The organism is Arthrobacter sp. D2-10 (assembly GCF_054161285.1).
In genome coordinates this window covers 2,301,808-2,321,978 of record NZ_CP096431.1, presented here as the reverse complement: position 1 = coordinate 2,321,978, position 20,171 = coordinate 2,301,808, and the positions used below count along the sequence as shown (strand labels likewise).

17 protein-coding genes are annotated in these 20,171 nt (G+C 58.7%); 13 read left to right on the top strand and 4 right to left on the bottom strand.

The genetic code is table 11. From position 1 onward, the window contains the following. Genes M1D74_RS10835 through M1D74_RS10820 form a run of 4 tightly spaced genes read left to right on the top strand, consistent with a single transcriptional unit; the run spans position 1 to position 3,798 of the window. Positions 1-597: an acyltransferase gene (locus M1D74_RS10835; RefSeq protein WP_458115327.1), complete on the top strand. Its 597-nt coding sequence runs from the start codon at positions 1-3 to the stop codon at positions 595-597. Then, positions 594-1,685 carry a DegT/DnrJ/EryC1/StrS family aminotransferase gene (locus tag M1D74_RS10830; protein WP_458115326.1) on the top strand — a complete coding sequence of 364 codons (1,092 nt, stop codon included), beginning with the start codon at positions 594-596 and terminating at the stop codon, positions 1,683-1,685. The genes M1D74_RS10835 and M1D74_RS10830 overlap by 4 nt, the downstream gene beginning before the upstream one ends. Beyond that, a complete protein-coding gene (locus M1D74_RS10825) occupies positions 1,685-2,677 on the top strand; it encodes a Gfo/Idh/MocA family oxidoreductase (RefSeq protein ID WP_458115325.1) in 993 nt (330 codons plus the stop codon). Before M1D74_RS10830 ends, M1D74_RS10825 begins: the two co-directional genes overlap by 1 nt. Further along, the gene (locus M1D74_RS10820) at positions 2,674-3,798 is read left to right on the top strand and encodes a glycosyltransferase family 4 protein (RefSeq protein WP_458115324.1); all 1,125 of its coding nucleotides are present in this window, start codon (positions 2,674-2,676) and stop codon (positions 3,796-3,798) included. The genes M1D74_RS10825 and M1D74_RS10820 overlap by 4 nt, the downstream gene beginning before the upstream one ends. A 33-nt stretch (positions 3,799-3,831) precedes the next feature. On the opposite strand, the gene wecB is transcribed toward M1D74_RS10820, so the two are convergent. Together wecB and M1D74_RS10810 are read right to left on the bottom strand one after the other, a co-directional pair. After that, positions 3,832-4,896 (bottom strand): non-hydrolyzing UDP-N-acetylglucosamine 2-epimerase, encoded by a 1,065-nt coding sequence (gene wecB / locus M1D74_RS10815; RefSeq protein WP_458115323.1) that lies wholly within the window; start codon positions 4,894-4,896, stop codon positions 3,832-3,834. Between the two features lie 31 nt (positions 4,897-4,927). After that, entirely contained in the window at positions 4,928-6,007 is a 1,080-nt protein-coding gene (locus M1D74_RS10810; RefSeq protein ID WP_458115322.1) for a hypothetical protein, read from the bottom strand. Positions 6,008-6,278: 271 nt separating this feature from the next. Between M1D74_RS10810 and M1D74_RS10805 the strand changes: the two genes are divergently transcribed. Both M1D74_RS10805 and M1D74_RS10800 read left to right on the top strand, forming a co-directional pair. After that, a complete protein-coding gene (locus M1D74_RS10805) occupies positions 6,279-7,394 on the top strand; it encodes a glycosyltransferase (RefSeq protein WP_458115321.1) in 1,116 nt (371 codons plus the stop codon). Positions 7,395-7,397: 3 nt separating this feature from the next. Next, positions 7,398-8,501 (top strand): glycosyltransferase, encoded by a 1,104-nt coding sequence (locus tag M1D74_RS10800; protein WP_458115320.1) that lies wholly within the window; start codon positions 7,398-7,400, stop codon positions 8,499-8,501. A 23-nt stretch (positions 8,502-8,524) separates the two neighbouring features. Here M1D74_RS10800 and M1D74_RS10795 read toward each other — a convergent pair whose 3' ends face one another. Further along, the gene (locus M1D74_RS10795) at positions 8,525-10,003 is read right to left on the bottom strand and encodes a lipopolysaccharide biosynthesis protein (RefSeq protein WP_458115319.1); all 1,479 of its coding nucleotides are present in this window, start codon (positions 10,001-10,003) and stop codon (positions 8,525-8,527) included. Between the two features lie 140 nt (positions 10,004-10,143). Here M1D74_RS10795 and glf point away from each other — a divergent pair, with 140 nt between their 5' ends. From glf to M1D74_RS10775, 4 genes are read left to right on the top strand one after another with little or no spacing between them, the layout of a single operon-like run. Further along, complete coding sequence (gene glf / locus M1D74_RS10790) at positions 10,144-11,331, top strand: UDP-galactopyranose mutase (protein ID WP_458115318.1); 1,188 nt, start codon at positions 10,144-10,146, stop codon at positions 11,329-11,331. After that, the gene (locus M1D74_RS10785) at positions 11,328-13,337 is read left to right on the top strand and encodes a glycosyltransferase (RefSeq protein ID WP_458115317.1); all 2,010 of its coding nucleotides are present in this window, start codon (positions 11,328-11,330) and stop codon (positions 13,335-13,337) included. Before glf ends, M1D74_RS10785 begins: the two co-directional genes overlap by 4 nt. Continuing rightward, on the top strand, positions 13,334-14,197 hold the full coding sequence (locus tag M1D74_RS10780) for an ABC transporter permease (protein WP_458115316.1): 864 nt from the start codon (positions 13,334-13,336) through the stop codon (positions 14,195-14,197). Before M1D74_RS10785 ends, M1D74_RS10780 begins: the two co-directional genes overlap by 4 nt. Next, positions 14,198-14,923 (top strand): ABC transporter ATP-binding protein, encoded by a 726-nt coding sequence (locus M1D74_RS10775; RefSeq protein ID WP_458115315.1) that lies wholly within the window; start codon positions 14,198-14,200, stop codon positions 14,921-14,923. Between the two features lie 197 nt (positions 14,924-15,120). Here M1D74_RS10775 and M1D74_RS10770 read toward each other — a convergent pair whose 3' ends face one another. Next, positions 15,121-17,082: a DUF6541 family protein gene (locus tag M1D74_RS10770; RefSeq protein ID WP_458115314.1), complete on the bottom strand. Its 1,962-nt coding sequence runs from the start codon at positions 17,080-17,082 to the stop codon at positions 15,121-15,123. 130 nt (positions 17,083-17,212) lie between these two features. Here M1D74_RS10770 and M1D74_RS10765 point away from each other — a divergent pair, with 130 nt between their 5' ends. The 3 genes from M1D74_RS10765 to M1D74_RS10755 all read left to right on the top strand — a co-directional run bounded on the left by M1D74_RS10765 (position 17,213) and on the right by M1D74_RS10755 (position 20,130). After that, positions 17,213-17,878: a glycosyltransferase family 2 protein gene (locus M1D74_RS10765; RefSeq protein WP_458115313.1), complete on the top strand. Its 666-nt coding sequence runs from the start codon at positions 17,213-17,215 to the stop codon at positions 17,876-17,878. Positions 17,879-17,884: 6 nt separating this feature from the next. Beyond that, entirely contained in the window at positions 17,885-18,238 is a 354-nt protein-coding gene (locus M1D74_RS10760; protein ID WP_458115312.1) for a DUF2304 family protein, read from the top strand. Positions 18,239-18,333: 95 nt separating this feature from the next. Then, on the top strand, positions 18,334-20,130 hold the full coding sequence (locus tag M1D74_RS10755) for an ABC transporter ATP-binding protein (protein WP_458115311.1): 1,797 nt from the start codon (positions 18,334-18,336) through the stop codon (positions 20,128-20,130). The last annotated feature ends 41 nt before the right edge of the window (positions 20,131-20,171 follow it).

The following is a 20,171-nucleotide window of genomic DNA, read 5'->3' as shown; positions in this document are numbered from 1 at the left end:
ATGACTTACATCGCCGATAGCGCTGACGTCTCGGAAGAGGCCGAACTGGGCGAGGGTACGAAGGTGTGGCATCTGGCACAGGTCCGTGAGAAAGCCAAACTCGGAGCCAACTGCATTGTTGGCCGTGGCGCCTACATTGGGACGGGAGTCCTGATGGGGGAGAACACCAAGGTTCAGAACTATGCCCTGGTCTATGAACCAGCAACGCTCGGGAAGGGCGTCTTCATCGGCCCGGCCGTTGTCCTGACGAATGACACCTACCCACGCTCCGTGTCACCGGACGGCACGCTGAAGAGCGCGCATGACTGGACGCCCGTGGGTGTCACCATTGAGGACGGCGCTTCCATCGGCGCACGTGCTGTGTGCGTCGCCCCGGTGACTATTGGCGCCTGGGCTACAGTGGCCGCCGGCGCCGTCGTAACCAAGGACGTACCCGCTTATGGGCTCATGGCCGGAGTGCCTGCGCGCCGTCTGGGGTGGGTGGGCAAAGCCGGTCACCCGCTCAAGGAGCAGGACGGGCTGTGGATTTGCCCTGAGACCGGTGAGAAATATAGCGAGACAGACGGAACATTGGCCCCAGTAGAGGAACAGAAATGAGCACAGGATTCATTCCGGCAGCGAAGCCGATTGTAGGGGATGAGGAGCGGGCAGCAGTTGATGCAGTGCTCCTTTCAGGCATGCTGGCGCAAGGCGCCGAGGTCGCGGAATTCGAGAAGGAGTTCTCGGATGTGCTCCTCGACGGGCGCGCGTCTGTCGCGGTGAACTCGGGGACGTCCGGGCTGCATCTCGGTCTGTTGGCTGCGGGGATCGGTCCGGGCGATGAAGTGATCGTTCCTTCCTTCACTTTTGCTGCAACGGCGAACTCGGTAGCACTCACGGGTGCGACGCCGGTATTCGCCGATATCGAGCTGGACCACTATTGCCTTGACATCAGCCATGTCGAGTCGCTGATTTCGGACAGGACCAAGGCGATCATGCCGGTTCACCTGTATGGGCATCCGGCCAACATTGTCGCCTTCCGGGAGTTGGCTGACGCCCGCGGCATAAAACTTTTCGAGGATGCCGCACAGGCTCACGGTGCCGGACTGAACGGACGGAAGGTCGGCACCTTCGGCGATTTCGGGATGTTCTCGCTGTACCCGACCAAGAACATGACCTCAGGCGAGGGCGGAATGGTGTCGACCGGAGACTCCACGATCGAACGGAATCTTCGTCTTCTGCGTAATCAGGGCATGGAGCGCCAGTACGAGAACGAGCTCGTCGGCTTCAATGCGCGCATGACGAACCTTCATGCAGCGATCGGACGCGTGCAGCTGACCAAGGTACTTGGCTGGACTGCCCAGCGCCAGTCAAACGCAGCGTTCTTCAACGACAACCTCGAAGGCGTCGGGACCCCGACCGTAGCGGAGGGGGCCGAGCATGTGTACCACCAGTACACCATTCGCATCACCGGAGACCGGGATGGTTTTGCAGCCGCGCTGAAGGATGAGTACAACATCGGCAGCGGCGTTTACTACCCGATCCCCAATCACCGCCTGCCCTCGTTCAACCGCAGCGAGGACCTCCCGAACACCGAAGTCGCAGCACAAGAGGTGCTCTCCCTCCCGGTGTATCCTTCGCTCGATGAGGAGGACCTGGACCGGATCGTGTCCGCGGTGAACAAGCTCGCGGGAGCGGGCGCCTGATGGCGGATCTGCGAGTAGGCCTGATCGGTTTGGGGATGATGGGCCGTCACCACGCCCGCGTGGTGCGCGAACTCGACGGTGTCCAGTTGGTCGCGGTTGCCGATGCCTTCGGCGACCCGCACGGTGTTGCCGGGAACCTGTCGTTGTGCGGGTCCGTGGACGAGCTGATCGACCAGGGGATCGACATGGCGGTGTGCGCAGTGCCGACGGGTCTGCATGAGGAAGTCGGCCTCGCGCTTGCCGCTGCCGGAGTGCACACGATGGTTGAAAAACCGATCGCCTCCACGATCGAAGGCGGGGTGAAGCTGGCTGATGCGTTTGAAGACGCTGGACTGGTGGGCGCCGTGGGACACATCGAACGGTTCAATCCCGCTTTGCAGTCGCTGCGGTCCCGTATCGAAAACGGCGACCTTGGCGACGTCTACCAGGTGGCAACCCGTCGTCAGGGACCGTTCCCTTCACGCATAGCCGATGTCGGCGTCGTGAAGGACCTGGGCACTCATGATATCGACCTCACTGCGTGGCTCGCCCAGTCACCCTACAAGTCTGTCTCTGCCCGAACCAGTACACGGTCAGGCCGCCCTCATGAAGACATGGTGACCGCGTCATGCCAACTGGCAAACGGCGTGATCACATCCCACTTGGTGAACTGGCTTTCGCCCATGAAGGAACGGCTGACGGTGGTCACCGGAGAGACAGGTGCTTTCGTAGCTGACACGCTCACAGCTGATCTGACGTTCTACGAGAACGGCACCATCAATACTGAGTGGGAAGCTGTATCGAACTTCCGGGGCGTCAGCGAAGGCAATATCACCCGGTTGGCGCTCACCAAGCGTGAGCCGTTGAAAGCGGAGCATGAGGCGTTTCGCGATGCGGTGTCGGGCAAGCGCCATGACGTTGTAACAATGCGCGAAGGACTCAACACCCTGCGGGTGGCCGAAGCAATGATTGAGTCGGCCCGTAGCGGAAGAATGGTGGATCTCGGCGCGTGACTATTCGAACAGTAATTGCAACGAGGCTTTATCCCCCGGAAGTAGGAGCCGCAGCTTTCCGCCTACGCGCGCTCGTGAACGCGCTTCAGCGATCTGGCGCTGGAGTGAGAGTAATGACGACAGTCCCACCATCCGAGTATATGAAGGAGCCTGGAGTATCCCGATGGCCGGTCTTGCGAGACCGGGGGGGGAATGTTCGGGGTTATGTCCAGTATTTAAGCTTCGACCTTCCTCTGTTCTTCCGACTGCTTCTTAGCCGGGCGGATGTGGTCGTGTGCGAACCTCCTCCAACTACAGGACTCATTGTCGCGATGTCCTCCTGGATCAGGAGACGTACGTATATCTACTACGCAGCTGACATCTGGACGGATGCAGTGATGGCAATGGGCGCTCCACGCCCGGTCGTTTCGATCATGCGGTGGGTCGAGGGAGTGGCGCTGAGGAAAGCCACGAACGTACTGGCGATATCCGACGGAGTGGCGCAACAGTTGCCCCAATTTGGGGTCCCGTCCCATCGTGTAACTGTTGTAGGGAACGGAGTAGATACGGACACATTCAACCCGAACGGACCGCACGAAGAACCCGGACACCCATACTTCGTCTATACCGGCACCATGTCCGAATGGCAGGGTGCTGAGATCTTCATCGAGGCGCTGAAGGAGTTCGAAGAAGATGTGAGGATTTACTTCCTGGGTCAAGGGGCGTCTGAGTCCAAGCTGCGCGAACTTGCCGAGCAGGTTGTTTCCGGCCGAGTCACCTTTCTGGGGGTGCGGCCGCCGGGGGAAACTGCTTCATGGATCCGCGGAGCAGCGGCAGCGCTGGTCAGCATAGTGCCCGGGAAGGGCTACGACTTTGCCAAACCGACCAAGATTTACGCCGCTGCCGCCTGCGGCACTCCCGTTATCTACGCCGGTGTCGGTGAGTCAGCCACCATGGTGGCTGAGAACTATCTGGGCGTAAGCGTCGCTTACGATCCGAGACACGTAGCAGAGGTGATGCGTCGCTTCCTCATAGAGCAAGATGACGCCCGACAGCTGCGCGTGGATTGGGTGAACAACAATGCGTCGCTGCGTATGGCGGGCGAACGCGCTGCTGCGGCCGTCTTATCCCACCGGAGTTAGGAGCGGGGACGAGCGCAGGCTCAGGAAACCGGGTTACGACCTTTTGGCGTCAAGAAGGGCAGTTACCACCTGATGCGCTGCTTTCCCGGTTCCATACGGCGCGGCCTCAGTAGCAGGGGGTAATGGACGGGTCACCGCTCGCCCGATTTGACTCAAGTCCTCTGACACAAGTGCGTTCCACCCTAGCTCCACCGTTTCCACCCACTCAGTTTCAGGCCTTACTGTCGTGCAGGGAACCCGAAGTAGGAACGCTTCTTTCTGCAGACCGCCAGAGTCCGTGATGACGCCTGCAGAGTTCTGAACAGCGTTGATGAGTTGGGGGTAGGCAAGCGGATCGATGGATCGGAGGGATCCCCGGTTGAGAGCGATCCCGTGGTCCTTCGCCAGCGAGCGAAGACGCGGATGAGCCAGGAGGAGAACCGGCTTGTCGAGCTCGGCGAGCTGCGTAACGATGGCGGAAAGCCGAGCTGCATCGTCCGTATTGTCTGGCCGATGGATGGTGCTTACGTAATATTCTCCGGCGGACAAGTTGTTGGGCAGCGGTTCTCGCTTTCCTGTTACTGCATCCCTGGTCAGGTACAGCACATCCGTCATAACATCCCCGACCAGCACGCTGCGATCAGCTAGCCCTTCGCTGGCAAGGTGGGTCATTGCCACTTCAGTTGGGGCAAGAAGCAGATCTGCCGCGTGATCAGTCAATACACGATTGTGTTCTTCCGGCATTCGTCGATTGAATGAGCGCAAACCGGCTTCCAGATGCGCGACCGGAATGTGCATCTTCACGGCGGCTACCGCAGCAGCGAGCGTTGAGTTTGTGTCTCCGTAAACGAGCACCCAGTCGGGCTGAGCCTGCTCAAGCACCTCTTCCAACCCGGCGAGCATGGCCCCCGTCTGCCGTCCATGCGGCCCGGATCCAACAGCTAGATTGAAATTCGGCGTTGGTATGTTGAGATCTTGGAAGAACACGTCTGACATCAGCTCGTCATAATGCTGACCGGTATGGGCGATAAGGTGGTCCGCTTTGCCTTGCATGGCTGAGGCTATGGGAGCGAGTTTAACGAACTGAGGGCGCGCGCCGACCACGCTGAGAATACGCATAACAAGCAGTGTAGTTTCTCTTTTCAGCTGATCATGCAGCGGTTGGCTTCAGCAGCCTTCGAAGGATGTCTCTCTCGGAGTTCTCATCGGTCTGTGAGCTCAGCAAGGTAGCGGCCCGGTGAGCGTTCTCCTTCAGTCTCTGAATGTCTGCACGGCTTATTGATCGAATTGTCTCAACCAAAGACTCTGAAGAGAAGTCGCGGGTGATCGCGCCCAGATCATGCTCTTTGATCAGCCGATCAGTTTCAGGAGACGGGCTGAACACTACGCCAAGTCGAGCCTGAACGAAGTCGAAGAACTTGTTCGGAAGCATCAGCGCGTGGTTGCGTGTCTGTGGAGGGAGGCTGAAAACTCCCAGGTCATATGCGTTAAGAACCAAGGGAAGCTCATGCGGCAGTACCGGCGACAGCAGTCGGACGTTGCCGTAACTGGTGGCCAAGGCTTCGAGTTCAGCCTTGTACCGGCCTCCGTCCCGTGCCGGCACGAGATACATGTCAAGCGAATATTCGTGTCCCAAGACGCCCGCGGCGTGAATCATCCCCTCGAGATTCCTGCCCGGCACTGCCCCGCCGCTATGTACGAGACGAATAACTCCCGGGTCCATCGGTGAGGGCTTGAGGTCTTCGAACGGCCGTGCGTTTCGCACGGTGGTTGTGGTCACCCCGAAATGTGACTGATACAGCTGCGCTATGGAGTCATTGACAACGGTGACAGCAGTGGCAGCTGGCAGATACTTTTTACAGATCCAGGTAATGAAGGGCTTTATAAGGATCTTCCATGACTTCACGTGGACTCGTTCTTCGGGCGCCCACTCATGCATGTCTCCCCAAACAGGAACATCGGGTCCGGCAATGCGGCGGGCGAGAGGAAGTGCCCGAGCTTCATTCGCGACCACCAGGTCGAAGGGAGCCTCTCCTACCAGTTCCAGACCTCGTTTGACAGCCGGTGCCCGGAACTCAACCGCCCGAAAGGCTCGAACCGCGAGTAGAAGGACGCCTAACGGCGTTTGAGGTAAAGAAGGTAGATGGGTCTCTATCCTCATGTGGTTGGATGACTGTGTCGGTTTCTTGCCGTAGGAAAGAGTCGTGACGTCACCGAATTCGCTCAGCACGGCGAGCTGGCGCAGCACACGCGCATCGGAGCAGATGTCCGAGAAGGAGATACAAAGAATTCGTGCCCGCATAGAACTCAGCTTAGCGGCGGGCTGAGCGATCAAAGCCCGTCCCAGGTGTTCGGGTAACCTAGACGCGACAGCCGTTTGTTTTCACCCTTATGTCGACTTACAGGAGAACTTGTGAAGTTTCAGCTCGTCGGTGAGCACCAACGATGAGGGGGTCGATCACCGAGCCGGGGTATTTGTCGAGGATAGGAGAGGCGGACGGATGAGGGTTCTTGCTGTAACAACCTGGTACCCCTCTTCAAGCAATCCCACCGAAGCACCGTTCAATCATGAACACGTTAAGGCTATAGGTTTGCGCCACTCCGTTCGCGTAGTGCACGTCAGGTTGCACTCAAAAGGATCGCCTCGGTCATCGGTGTATGACGGCGTTGACGTCTTAACACTGCCCGTCAGTCTTGGCCGCCCATGGAGTTTTGCTCGCGCCGCATTGCGTTTGCTGCGCGAAGCTCGTTCAAGTGATCTTGTGCACACCATGGCGTTCTCAAGCGCCCTCGTCATGGCGCCAGTCTGGACGTTCCTACGGCTTCCTTGGGTCCACACTGAGCATTGGAACGGTGTATCGAACCCTTCTAGCGTTGGGCCCCTTTGGGAGAAATTCGCCTGGAGCAGGCACGTGCTTCGTCTACCTCATCGGGTCACCGGGGTCACACAGCAACTAGCGGACTCGCTGCAGAAGTTCTCACGGACAGGAGCCGCATCAGTCGTGCCTTGCGTCGTCAACAACACTAGGCCGATCGTGCCCAGGTCCTCCAGCGGCACGTTGCGTCTCGTTGCGGTGGGTGGCCTTCAGCTTCGAAAACGGCCTTATCTCGCGCTGGAGACGATAAGGCGACTCGTGGACATGGACATTAATGTGGAATATGAGTGGGTAGGTGGTGGCCCGCTCGAATCGGACGTTCGAACTTGTGCGTCGCGGCTGGGTATTGCCGACCGCGTGCACTTCGCCGGCTCTGTCCACCCTGCTCAGGTCCTTGAGCGTATAGAAGGAGCGGATCTCTTCTTCTTGCCGTCTGCACAGGAGAACTTCTTCACAGCGGCTGCCGAAGCTCTGTCCGCTGACAGGCCCGTGGTTGCCGCGCTCGTCGGCGGGTACGACGACTACTGCACCAGCGAAAACAGCGTACTCGTGAAAGAACCAAATGCAGAGTCTCTTTCGCAAGCTATCCTCGAAGCTCGCGATCGCTTACTTCCCATGCCGATTGGCGCATTGGCCGAACCCATTCGCGTGCGGTTCAGCCCGGATTCCGTGTCGCTTCTTTTCGATGGCATCTATGGTGCAGCTACCCGGCGCGCCGTAAACGTTGCATCTGGGCGGTGAGCGTTGGTTCCCCCCGAGCAGCAGGATTTTGCCGTTGACCTGGTGATCGCCGTCCACAACACAGCGCGGCCTGTCGGACGGGCCGTTGAGTCGGTAGCACGGTCCGGACTGGTGCTGGGTGAACAGGGCGGCGTTCGCGTCACTGTCGTTTGTCATAACGTGAGCATCGAGGAGATAGCAGCACAGATCGGTGAAAACCTGAGGGACAAGATCCGATATCTTCATCTGCGCGATGGTATTCGAAGCCCCGCTGGACCTCTTAATATGGGTTTGGACCACGCGACTGCTCGGTACAGCGCGGTGATGGGTAGTGACGACATGCATGAGCCAGGCGCACTGCGAGACTGGTTCGACCTAGCTGAAAAGTACGGCTCCGACGCCGTAATTGCGCGCCAGCGGCACGCTGACGGGCGCAAAATCAGGACGCCAGTCTTGCGCGTTGGTCGGACCCGTGACCTCGACCCCGTCAAGGACCGGTTGTCTTATCGGACGGCTCCGCTCGGGCTGATTCGTACGGCAACGATCCGCCGACTTGGTCTGCGCTTCTCGGAAGGTCTTCCGACAGGCGAAGACCAAGAGTTTTCCGCGAAGCTTTGGTTTGGAGCGGATCGCATAGATTATGCCGCGCGGGCAGGGCAATATGTCGTTGGTGCTGATGCCGCCGATAGGGTGACATACGCACGTAGAGCAGTGTCGCAGGAGCTTGAATTTGTAGTTCGTCTTGCGCGCAGCGACTGGTACCTCAGTAGGTCACAACGGACGAAGAACGCCATCGCAACCAAACTCACTCGCGTCCACTTTTTCAATCTCATTCTTACCAGGCACGAGTCAGGCGGTTGGTCCAATCAAGACCTGGGTGAATTGAGATCGATTTTGAACGAGTTGCTCGCTACGGCTGAGACTGCGGTGTGTCCGCTGAGTATCGCTGATAGGCGCCTGATCGATGCGATCCTTGAACCACATTCCACGGAAGGCCGCTTAGTTGAGCTCGCGCTCGCCCGCCGTCGATTCGGTCGAATCGACACAGTACTTCCACAAGTAGTGCGTTTCGCGTGGAGCCCTGAGTCCCCGGTTCGGTTCTTGCCGGCATCGGCCATGTTGCGTTGATCTCGGATTCGCCCGTCAGTGGGTTATCTAGGGCGCCGCAAGACGCTTCTCCCTCTCCGCATTCCCGAAGTGAAAGCTGTGGCGTTGAGCAGCGACCAGATCACCACAAAGACGCCTGAGCAGGCGATGTTCCACCAGATGGCCCCTCCCGTCGAGTGCTGCCCGACCAAGGCGACTACCATGGCGAGATAGGCTACGGTCAGCCGTGCGAGCACCGGAAGCCAAGCCATCGAGTCCCTTCTCCAAACGATCAAGAAGGGCACCGTGCCGCTGATGAGAGCCCCGGTAAGGTACCCGACTGCTGAACCTGATGCCCCCAAAAGCGGCCCCAGCCAGAGCATGACTGCCACTCCCGCCACTAGTGCTGTGAAGTTCACCGCAGCGAGTTCTCTAATGCCTCGCTCCTCAGTGCCATTCAACCTTGCGTTCGCAGCATTGAAGCTTGTCACCGAGACGGCAACAAGTAGTGTCCCTAAGTACGTCGCACCCTGGGTGAACTGAAACCCGAATACGATCAGCATTGCTACTTCAGCCCAGATCACACCGAAAACGAATAAGGGCATAAAGAAAGCAATGGTTATATTCATGATCCTCCCGAGCTCCTGCCGCATCCCCAAAAGGTCCCCGGCCGCGAACTTGGTGACCAGAGAGGGTCCCATAGCCGTCAGCATGGCACTGGAGAGCATCGAAGCAGGGGTGGCGAGTTGCACGGCGGCGCTGTATAGGCCGAGTTCTACGCCGCTGGACCATGAACGCGCGAGGACGATGGATAACTGCAGCAGTCCTCCAGCCGCCATGATGTTGAGCGAAGACCAAGCCGAAAACCGGAGGATTTCCCGTTTCCGCTCCGGGGACAGCTTCCCGGAAGCGTTGGCAGGCCAAGCGGTAACGGCGAACAGCGTATAACCGGCCACCAGCGGTAGTAGCAATACCGCCTCCCAACCCGCGACCAGCACGCCCATGAGAAGTGTCAGACTGAGTGCGGATGCAAGGATGTCCCACACAGCGGTGGTAACAAAATGACCGTAGCCGACCCTAAGGCCCCGCGAGAAGCTATATCCGGATAGTGCGACAGTGAGAGCGCCAGCCATTATTCCGGCAAGCCAGCCAGCCCCAAACTGGAACACGACGACGAGGGCAGCTACGGTGCTGAGGATGCAGCCTGCGATAGTCGATGAGCTCGCTACGAAGCGTTCGGTGGCGCGCGCTGTCTGCAGATCTTCTTCGCCCCGTGCAAGCGCAATGAACTTGCCAGCGGCGTTGGCACCCGCAGCAGGCCAGAAAAGTACAAGGAACGATGCGAGGGCTAGGACAGAGGCGAGGTCGCCAAGGGCAGCGGGCCCGAGGACACGTCCGACTAATACGCTATACCCAAGACGCGTCAATCCTTGAACGAAGATGCCCGTTACCGTAAGACCGAACGCGGCTCCCAGGCCGCCAGGCGCCGGGGCAAGAACGGGCGCCGGAAACAGAACGCGGCGAAGGGTAAGGCGTGCCGTCACAGGTTGGAAGTCGTAGCTGTCATATACAGATCTTATCTGCGCAAGAGGTGTGCGTAGGAGGGCTGGAGTCGGAGTCGGGTAACCTTGTGGCGCGGGCAGTGCACACATGTTGTCCGTAGCTATCCAGTACAGGAGATTTTGTGAACGTTGACCTCGTCATCGTAGGTTCCGGCTTTTTTGGCCTGACAATCGCTGAGCGTGCGGCCGAGGACCTCGGTCTGAAAGTAGCGGTGCTGGACCGTCGGCACCACATCGGCGGAAACGCCTACAGCGAGAATGAACAGCAGACCGGCATTGAGGTTCATCGATACGGCGCTCACCTTTTTCATACGTCGAACGAACGCGTGTGGGAGTACGTCAACCGCTTCACCGACTTCACCAGCTACCAGCACAAGGTGTACACGAGCCACAAGGGCGAGGTATACCCCATGCCGATCAACCTCGGCACCATCAATCAGTTCTTCCGCACCTCGATGGGGCCGGGCGAGGCCCGCGCGCTCATCCAGGAGCAGGCGGGTGAGCTGGCGGGAACCGACCCCGAGAACCTCAACGATAAAGGGATACAGCTCATCGGCCGTCCCCTGTATGAGGCCTTCATCAAGTACTACACCGGCAAGCAGTGGCAGACGGACCCCAAAAACCTTCCAGCCGAAATCATCTCCCGGTTGCCCGTGCGTTATACCTATGACAACCGGTACTTCAACGACAAGTACGAAGGTTTGCCGGTGGATGGTTACACCGCCTGGATCGAGCGGATGGCTGCCCACCCCAACATCACCGTCGAGCTCAATACGGACTTCTTCGATGACGGCCACCCCTATTCGCGGAGTTCCACTCTGGGCCAGGTTCCGGTTGTGTACACCGGCGCGGTTGACCGGTACTTTGACTACGCAGAGGGCGATCTTTCGTGGCGGACCATCGACCTCGAGGAGGAAGTGCTTCCCATCGAGGACTACCAGGGTTGCCCGGTGATGAATTACCCTGACGAAAATGTCCCCTATACCCGCATCCATGAGTTTCGGCACTTCCACCCCGAGCGCGACTACACCAAGGACGCAACGGTGATCATGCGTGAGTTCTCACGGTTCGCCGAAAAGGACGATGAGCCCTACTACCCGGTGAATACTGAAGCTGACCGTGCGAAGCTCCTTGCTTACCGCGACCTCGCCCGAGGCGAGGACATGGTGCTTTTTGGAGGTCGTCTCGGCACCTACAAGTACCTCGACATGCACATGGCCATCGGGTCGGCGCTGTCGATGTTCGATAACAAGATCAAGCCCCACTTCAACGGTGGCGCACGGCTCGAAAGCGGAGGCGTGGAGGAATGAGCACGACGACGGCGACACACGGGAACAACAGCGAAGACACCGCGCAGTGGCAGACACTTCAGCGTGTCATCTTTCCTCAGGAGAGCAACCTCGACACTGCAGCGCTCTACATCGACAGTGGTAACGCGCTCAGTGTGCAGCTCAACACCATGGACGGCAGCGCGTCGCAGGACCGCTCCCCGTCCGGAAGCTTCAGCAACGCCAAGCAGATCCATGCCGAGGATTTTCGATCACGTCATTCGACACTGGTCCGTCGGGGCGAACGCCTTTCCTTCGGCAGTTACTTCAACGCATTCCCGGCGAGCTACTGGCGCAAATGGACTTCACTTCGGGAAATTCGCCTATCGGTTTCGACTTCCGGGCAGGGCAGCATCAGTGTGTACAAATCCAACGCCCGAGGTTCGTTGCAGCACGTCGACACGCAACGGGTTTCCGATGCGGCGACGACCACTTTCGACCTCTCCCTGAAGCCCTTCGGGGACGGAGGGTGGTACTGGTTCGACCTGGTGGCCGGTTCGGAGGACTTCCTGCTTGAATCTGCCCAGTGGCGCGCCCGCGAGGAGCCGAGGGAGCCGGGAAGCATTACTCTCGAGATCACAACCCTGAACAAGCCTGATTTCTGCCTGAACAACCTGCAGATCCTCGCCGACCACCCAGAGAATCTCGAGCGTCTGAAAGAAATCCTCGTTGTCGATCAGGGAACCCAGAAGGTTGCCGATGAACCTGGATTCCACGAGGTCCGTGCTGCCCTTCAGGGGAAGCTGCGCATAATCGACCAGGACAACCTGGGCGGTTCGGGAGGCTTCGCCAGGGGCATGTACGAAGCCGTTGAGAACGGAAGTGACTATGTGCTCCTGCTCGACGATGACATCGTCGTCGAGCCTGAGAGCATTTCCCGTCTCCTGACCTTCGCCGATCGCTGCAAGACTCCGACCATTGTCGGCGGCCACATGTTCGATCTGTACAACCGGACGGTCCTTCATACATTCGGCGAGACGGTCAATCCGTGGCGTTTCCAGCCAGACCAGCCAGTGGCCGAACAGATACTCGGCCACGACTTCGTGCGGTCCAACCTGCGTCAGACGCCCTGGTTGCACCGCCGGGTGGATGTGGACTACAACGGGTGGTGGATGGCCCTGATCCCCACGGCAGTGATCCGCGACATCGGACTTTCACTCCCTGTATTCATCAAGTGGGATGACGCTGAGTACGGCCTCCGTGCCAAAGCCGCCGGTTATCCGACTGTCTCCCTGCCCGGTGCCGGCGTCTGGCATGTGTCGTGGATTGACAAGGACGACCTGGTGGGCTGGCAGGCCTACTTCCACACGCGCAACAGGCTGATTGCAGCGCTGCTCCATAGCCCGTATGAGCACGGCGGCAGGGTAGTCCGTGAAACCGGCTACATGGACATCAAGCACCTGATTTCGATGCAGTACTACACCGCCATGGGCCGGCTGATGGCGTTGCGGGATGTCCTCAAAGGTCCCGGCCAGTTGCACGCGATTCTTCCGACCAAGCTCCCGGAGATCAGGGCGATGGCGAGTCAATACCCGGACTCCCAGTTCCGCAATGACCCGGATGCCTTTCCCGCGCCGAAAATGGACAAGCCGCCACGACACGGTATGGGTTTCAGAGCACCCTCTCATCTCCAGCTCGTGCCCTGGGCTGCGAAGACTATCGTTCGGCAGCTGAGCAAGCCCATCGCGAACACCAGCAAGGAGCGGCCCCAGGCCTTCGTTGCCCACCAGGACAACAAGTGGTGGCGAATGTCGCAGTACGACAGCGCTGTGGTTTCCAATGCCGAGGGGACCGGTGCTTCCTGGTACCAGCGTGACCCGCGGAAGCTTCGGGCCATGCTTGCGGAATCCGCCAGGCTCAATGCGGAGATCCTTCGCGAGTGGCCAAGACTGCGCGAGCTATACCGGAAGGAACTGCCGGAGATCACCTCGTTTGACGCGTGGAAGAAGACCTTCGAGGCGCATTCGCAGAACGGAACCCGGGATTGAGCACAGAATTGACGACGCCCGGGCTCGGGCGTGGTTTAAAGGACGTGCTTCGCTCACGATTCCTGCTCAAACTGCTCGTCGCAAAGGAAATCAAGGTCCGTTATCGCGGATCGGTACTGGGTCTCCTCTGGTCATACGTCAAGCCGGGTGTGCAGTTCGTGGTCTTCTGGTTCGCTCTTGGGATTTTCCTGGGCATGAACCGGAACACTGAGAACTATCCGATCTACCTGTTTTCCGGAATCATCCTCATCAACTTCTTCACCGAGGCATTAGGCAACGCCTCCCGTTCCATTGTTGGAAATGGCGGGTTGATCAAGAAAATCTACCTGCCGAGGGAACTCTTCCCCGTTGCCTCCGTGTGGGTATCGGCGGTCCACTTCGTCCCGCAGCTGGTCGTGCTGCTCATTGCATGCCTCTTGACCGGGTGGGCACCCGGTGTGCCACAGATCGCTGCCGCTGTACTGGGGTTCGTTATCGTCGCTCTCCTCGCAACGGGTTTGGGCCTGTTCTTCGGCGCCGCCAACGTCTACTTCCGTGACTCCGAGAACTTCGTCGACATGCTGCTGATGATAGCTACCTGGGCGTCGCCGGTGCTCTATTCGTGGACCATGGTGCGCGACACGCTGGGGGAGACCTTTCTCACCCTGTACCTGCTCAATCCGATAACCATCGCCGTCGAACTGTTTCACGTAGCTTTCTGGCAGCCTACGACTGACGCTGCAACCGACCCGGCGAGCCTGATGCCGCCGAACCTGTTCACTGTTTGGTCTCCCCTCGCGGTGGGAATTGCAGTACTGGTGATCGTGCTGGGTCAGTACACCTTCCGCCGCCTTGAAGGCCGATTCGCCCAGGAGCTATGAGTGAGTACTGCAATCGAGGTCGAGAGCGTCACGAAACAATTCGTCCTTCGACATACCCGCTCCATTAAGGAAGCGTTCGTCTGGTTGGTCAAGGGGCGTAAAGGCGATCTGTCCCAGAAATTCCATGCCCTCAGTGAAGTGACTCTCACGATCGAGGAAGGCGAGGCCGTCGCTCTGCTCGGACTGAACGGCTCCGGGAAGAGTACATTGCTCAAGCACATCTCCGGAGTCATGTTGCCTGATTCTGGACGTGTACGGACTCGCGGCAGGGTTGCGGGGCTGATCGAGGTCGGTGCCGGTTTCCACCCGGATCTGAGCGGCAGGGACAACGTCTTCCTCAACGGAGCGATACTGGGGATGACCGAAGCACAGATCCTCGACCGGTTTGACTCCATCGTCGAATTCTCGGAGATCGGGCAGTTCATTGACACAGAGGTGAAGTTCTACTCCTCCGGAATGTACTTGCGGTTGGCTTTTTCCGTTGCCGTTCACACCAACCCTGAGGTGTTTCTGGTCGACGAGATTCTCGCCGTGGGGGATGAGCCTTTCCAGAAGAAATGCATCTCGAAGATCAAGGAGTTGGCAGCGGCAGGTAAGACGCTTGTCGTCGTGAGCCATGACCTTGATCTTGTAGCTCAGATATGTGACAGGGGGATCGTCCTGGAAAGGGGCAAGGTCCGCTTTGATGGGCCTGTCAATGAAGCGGTGGCCGAGCTCCGCGGCTAGAGCACCCGTATGACCTAGCACCCGGACGGTTCCCTCAGCAGTAGATTACTGTCTCTAGCGACAGCTCGTAATCCGCTGAGGTTCTTCGGCGCGCCTGATCAGCCGATCACCATCGTGTGAACGAAGTGGAAACCTGACTATAGACGCGCCTGAATATCAACAATGCATCGGGCTAAAGCGCCGCTCGCCGACCGTCATCAACAACCAACGGCTTTCCAGAGGGAAGCCTCGCCCTCTTGAGCGACGAGCTCAAAACCGGTGGCTGGCGATATGCTGTCGGTCCCCTTAAACGGGTGAGAACCACCATGAACCTCATCCGGACCGAAGTCCAGGACGAAGACTTGCCCCATGTTCTCGACCACGGAGCAGACCTCGGGATTCGTCAGCATTTCGTCCAGTTCATTGAGGAGAACCTGTGCCTGCGGGTTCTGCCCCTGTGCTACGTGCGGCGATGGCGTGGAGCGGTCGGCTAAGGCATATACCAGAGATGCGCCCGTGTAGGGGTTGCCCACAACTGTTGCCGACTCCGGCACCAATTCCGGTACTCGCTCGAGCAGTGCAGCCTCATCAGCGGAGATGAGAGGGGAATTTTCGCTGATGCCGTAACTCTCGGAGGCAGTTCGAACCGCGTATGTCACCGAATCGCCCTGCGTAGCCGCGATCAACAGGATAAGAGCGATGGCATTTAGTCCAATTGAAGCGGAGCCGGCGTGAAGATTGTCCGTGCGCACGACTTGTGCCGCCATGCGCTCGTACGCGTCACTGACCGCTCTCCAACCCAGCAGAATGACGGGCAGGAGCGCGATAGGCAGCAGAGCTGCAAGACGGTATGCGTCGTTGTACCAAATCCCTGTGATGAAGTAGCGAACGTCGTCATTGGGGAAAGAAGTGACGACTACATATAGGAATGAGCCCAAGAGCATCGGAATGAGTGTCCAGCGGTGTAGCTGAAACCGGAGGGCCGAGTACATCCCGGTGAGAATGAGCGCGAGCATGAGCCATGCAATCGGTGCTCTCATAGGGGCCAGCGTCGCTATCTCTCCAAGCGCCTGTGCGCTGGTTTGAGTTGGCGGCCAGAATGATGCTCCTCGTGTGGGTCTCGCAATGGTCCAAATCTCGCGAACAACGTAGGTCGATACCGTCAGGACCCCTACCATCGCCGTAGCAGACAGGAGCTTCCTCCTGAGATCCCCTGGGGCGAGTAGACGTTTGAGGAATGGGAGGGGGGTGAAGAGCAGCACAACCAACATCAGGAAAAGAAGCGCGCTCGGGTGGGCTAGTCCAAGCCCAGGGACAAGCGCGCCGAGAAATAGTCCGATTACCCGACGATCCGTAGGCGTCCTCCTCACCATGCCTACCCGGAAGAGTTCGCAAACCAAGGCGATGGCTGCAGGAAGTATCGCTAAAGCCAAAAGATATGGATACAAGACACCAAAATTGATCATGAGGTATGGGAACGCACCGAATCCGGTTGATATGACCGCTGTGCCGAGCATGACCAATGGGCGTGGGCGGCATAGGACGGTCGCGATCAACAGGCATGACGCTGGCCAGATGAACGCGCCAATTACTAATGACGCCGCCGTTATGGCCACTGGAATCGAGGCGCCGGTGAATAGATGGATAAGGGCAACGAAATCATGCCACGCTGCCGGGTAGAAGATGTTTGGCCCTGTACCCAACATACCCATTGTCAAGGACGTACCTGAGCCGCTGTCGGCAATATAGCGGACGGCGCTCATGTGAAATATGTTGTCGTACGTCTGTGAAAAATTGTCGGGGCGCTCGATAATCTTAATGAAGTTCGATCCAATGAGGCTGCTTGCGACCGCCAGTGCAGTAAGCGGGACACTCCAGTTCATGCGAACCACGGTGTGATGACCTGTAGGAGGCACTAGCGGGCAACGCAACATCCGCCGTGCAAGCAGCGCAACCGTACAGCTAGCTACAGTAAGTCCCAGCAGTGGAATGAAGCCGAACCTGATCGAGAGCGGCGCGGCAACAATCGCAGAGAGCGCGACAAGTGAGATTGAAAGCGGAGCGGCCAGAGCAAGGAGGTGATAGCTCCGCGCTCCCGCGGTATAGGCCAACAACCCGCCCGGCACGAAGGCCAAGGCCAGAGCACATGCGAAGGCAGGCGCAATTTGGATCCAGGACATCAAAGACTTTCGAATGGCTGAGACTGGTCGGAGGCACACATACGTAACCAGCCATCGAGCATATCACCGCGTCTGGCGCCTTCCACTGGAGTGATCAGAGCTTCTGAGGCTCTGTGGAATACTGAACGACGTGAGTCATGCCTGGATTGTCATCCCTATGTACAACGAAGCGACCGTAGTTGGCGGGGTCGTGCGAGACCTGCGGAACCACTTTGAGCACGTTGTGTGCATCGATGACGGGAGCACAGATGGTTCTCAGGACGTGGCCCGGGCCGCCGGCGCCGTTATCGTGCAACATCCGATCAATCTCGGGCAAGGGGCGGCCCTGCAGACCGGCTTTGAGTACGCTCTACAGGATCCCGACATGGATGCTGTTGTAACGTTCGACGCAGACGGACAACACCGTAAAGTTGACGCCCTCGCGATGCTTGAGCGAATTCGGGCCGGGGAAGCCGACGTTGTTTTGGGCTCCCGCTTCCTCGACGACCGGACGAACGTCTCCCGGATGAAGCGGCTCGTTTTGAAGACGGCGGCAATCCAGTCGCGTCTTGCGACTGGCTTGGACCTCACTGACGCACATAACGGGCTTCGTGTGCTCGGAAGAGATTTCGTTCAGAACGTTCATCTGACGCAGAACCGCATGGCTCATGCGTCCGAAATCGTGCACCGGATCGCGGAGTTGCAGCCCCGATGGGTGGAGCATCCGGTGGAGATCGTGTATACCGACTATTCAAAGTCTAAAGGCCAATCCTTGCTGAACTCGGTCAATATCCTTGCTGAATTGTTTTTGAGGTAGGTAATCGTGATCATTTTCATTCAGCTCGCTCTGGTCCTCGCGGTCGCGGCATCCGCGCTCGTCCTCATGCGCGGCGGTAGCAATGCTCGGCATCTCGCTATTCGGCGTATGCTCTTGATTGCTTTCGGATTTGCTGCGGCATTCTCCATATTCTTCCCATCAGTGATGTCGACTGTCGCCTCATGGTTCGGAATAGGACGTGGAACCGACCTGGTGTTGTACGGTCTCGTCGTTTCCTTTTTGGTTTTTATGGCCACCACCTACCAGCGCTTCCGCCAGACGGAGCTGAGCATCACTCGTTTAGCGCGTCGGATCGCCATAGATGAAGCCGAGCGGCCGTGGGAGGTTGCGTCCAAGTAGCCCGTGGCCATAGGCTGTTTCCGGCACTGCGGAGGGCTTGGACGTGGGTAGCGGAGCTCCCCGGAAGCCGCCACTGAGCTAGTCTTTCTGTAGCCATGAATTCACTCATTCAGATAAATAAGCGGTTGCTTCGCGTCTTACCGGACTCCGCGCGCCGCTTCCTCGTCCGCTATGCGGTACTTTCCTCCTCCCTCGCGTTGATCGACGTAGTCGCCCTTGGCCTGTTGGCTATAACACTCTCAAGCATCATTACCGAGCGACCAATCAGTCTGGGTCCTGTCACTCTCGATTCAGTCCCTGACTACGCCGCGGTACTTGTGGTTTTTTGCGTCTTGATAATCGCCAAGAGCGCTCTGAACGTCGTGTTGCTCAAGGTCGCTACTACACGGTTTGCTGCTCACGAAGTTGCCATCGGCGACCGGTTGCTCGCTGCATACATGAGGGCTCCCTGGGTGGACCGGCTGAAGCGAAACTCGTCGGAGCTCGTGCGCTCCGTCGATTCAGGCGTGTCGATCACTGTTTCCGGAGTCCTGATGCCCTCAATGGGCCTAGCCGGAGAGATTGTTTCAGTCCTTGCAGTAGTTGTCGTGCTGCTGGTGAGCAACTGGATTACCGCCATCACGGCCATCATCTATCTTGGCCTAGTTGCATTATTTCTCTCCCGCGGGATCTCTCGGCGCGCAGTCGCCAACGGTCGGCGGAACCGCCAGTTCTCCCTGCGCACGGTGCGCCTTATCACCGAGGCGATGGGAGCACTGAAGGAAGTGACGCTTAAAGGTGCCACCGAGGACGTGGAGAAGGCCGTCCACGAGAACAGGATCCATTCCTCACGCGCTCGCTCAATGGCGCTCTTTCTGGGGCAGGTCCCCCGATTCGTGCTCGAATCCGCACTGATAGGAGGATTCGTCCTCGTGGGGATCGTCGGCATGTTGACCAGTCCCACTGGAGTTGACCCCGTGACTAACACTCTCGCGTCGATTGCACTTTTCGGGGTGGCAGGCTTCCGGATAGTCCCCTCGCTGACCCGCTTTCAGTCGATCCTTTCAACAGTGCATTCCAGCACGCCGTTTGCTGAGCAGGTTCTCTCGGACATCAAGGAGGCCGAGGCCCGGGCAAAGGAGCAGGAGTCCCCGGACCAGTCCGAGCTTCCTGATGGCGTCCCCGACATAGTCCTCAGCGATGTTAGTTTCACGTATCCCGGTGCGGACCTCCCTGCACTGATTGACGTGAACATGAGTATTCCGGCCGGATCCCGTGTGGCCATCGTCGGGTCCTCAGGAGCCGGCAAGTCGACCCTGGTCGATCTGTTGCTCGGTTTGCTTCTGCCGAGCAACGGGGAAGTTCTCATCGGCGGCGTGCCGATGAATCAGGTGCTGCATTCCTGGCGTTCACGGGTCGGATATGTGCCGCAGGAAGTATCTCTGTTCGACGCTTCAATTGCCCAGAACGTCGCGTTGACATGGGACCCGGAGCAGGTGGACCCCGAGCGCGTTCGAAGGGCGCTCAAGCGGGCCCAGATGCTGAACGCAGTGGAAGCGCGTCCCAACGGGATCTATGGTGCTGCCGGGGAGCGGGGAATGGCACTGTCCGGCGGCCAGCGGCAGCGACTTGGCATTGCACGCGGTCTCTATGCCGATCCCGTCGTGCTGGTGCTCGATGAGGCAACAAGTGCCCTTGACACGTCGACCGAAGCGGCTGTGACCGATGCCATCCGTAACTTGGCCGGCAGGATCACCACAATCACCGTGGCCCACCGCTTGTCCACCATCAAGGACAGCGACATTGTGTTCTTCTTTGCTGACGGGCGGCTTGCGGCCCAGGGGACCTTCACCGAGGTGGTGGAGTCTATGCCGGACTTCGCGAGGCAGGCTACATTGGCGGGACTCGTCTGAACATTGACCACTTGTTCCTGGATCCAGAGGGATGGAAATGA

What these genes read in the sequence shown, in the direction of transcription:
- M1D74_RS10830 (WP_458115326.1), top strand. Translation starts at nt 594, where the DNA reads ATGAGCACAGGATTCATTCCGGCAGCGAAGCCGATTGTAGGGGATGAG.
- M1D74_RS10755 (WP_458115311.1), top strand. Translation starts at nt 18,334, where the DNA reads ATGAATTCACTCATTCAGATAAATAAGCGGTTGCTTCGCGTCTTACCG.
- M1D74_RS10785 (WP_458115317.1), top strand. Translation starts at nt 11,328, where the DNA reads ATGAGCACGACGACGGCGACACACGGGAACAACAGCGAAGACACCGCG.
- M1D74_RS10770 (WP_458115314.1), bottom strand. Translation starts at nt 17,082, where the DNA reads ATGTCCTGGATCCAAATTGCGCCTGCCTTCGCATGTGCTCTGGCCTTG.
- wecB (WP_458115323.1), bottom strand. Translation starts at nt 4,896, where the DNA reads ATGCGTATTCTCAGCGTGGTCGGCGCGCGCCCTCAGTTCGTTAAACTC.
- M1D74_RS10835 (WP_458115327.1), top strand. Translation starts at nt 1, where the DNA reads ATGACTTACATCGCCGATAGCGCTGACGTCTCGGAAGAGGCCGAACTG.
- M1D74_RS10825 (WP_458115325.1), top strand. Translation starts at nt 1,685, where the DNA reads ATGGCGGATCTGCGAGTAGGCCTGATCGGTTTGGGGATGATGGGCCGT.
- M1D74_RS10805 (WP_458115321.1), top strand. Translation starts at nt 6,279, where the DNA reads ATGAGGGTTCTTGCTGTAACAACCTGGTACCCCTCTTCAAGCAATCCC.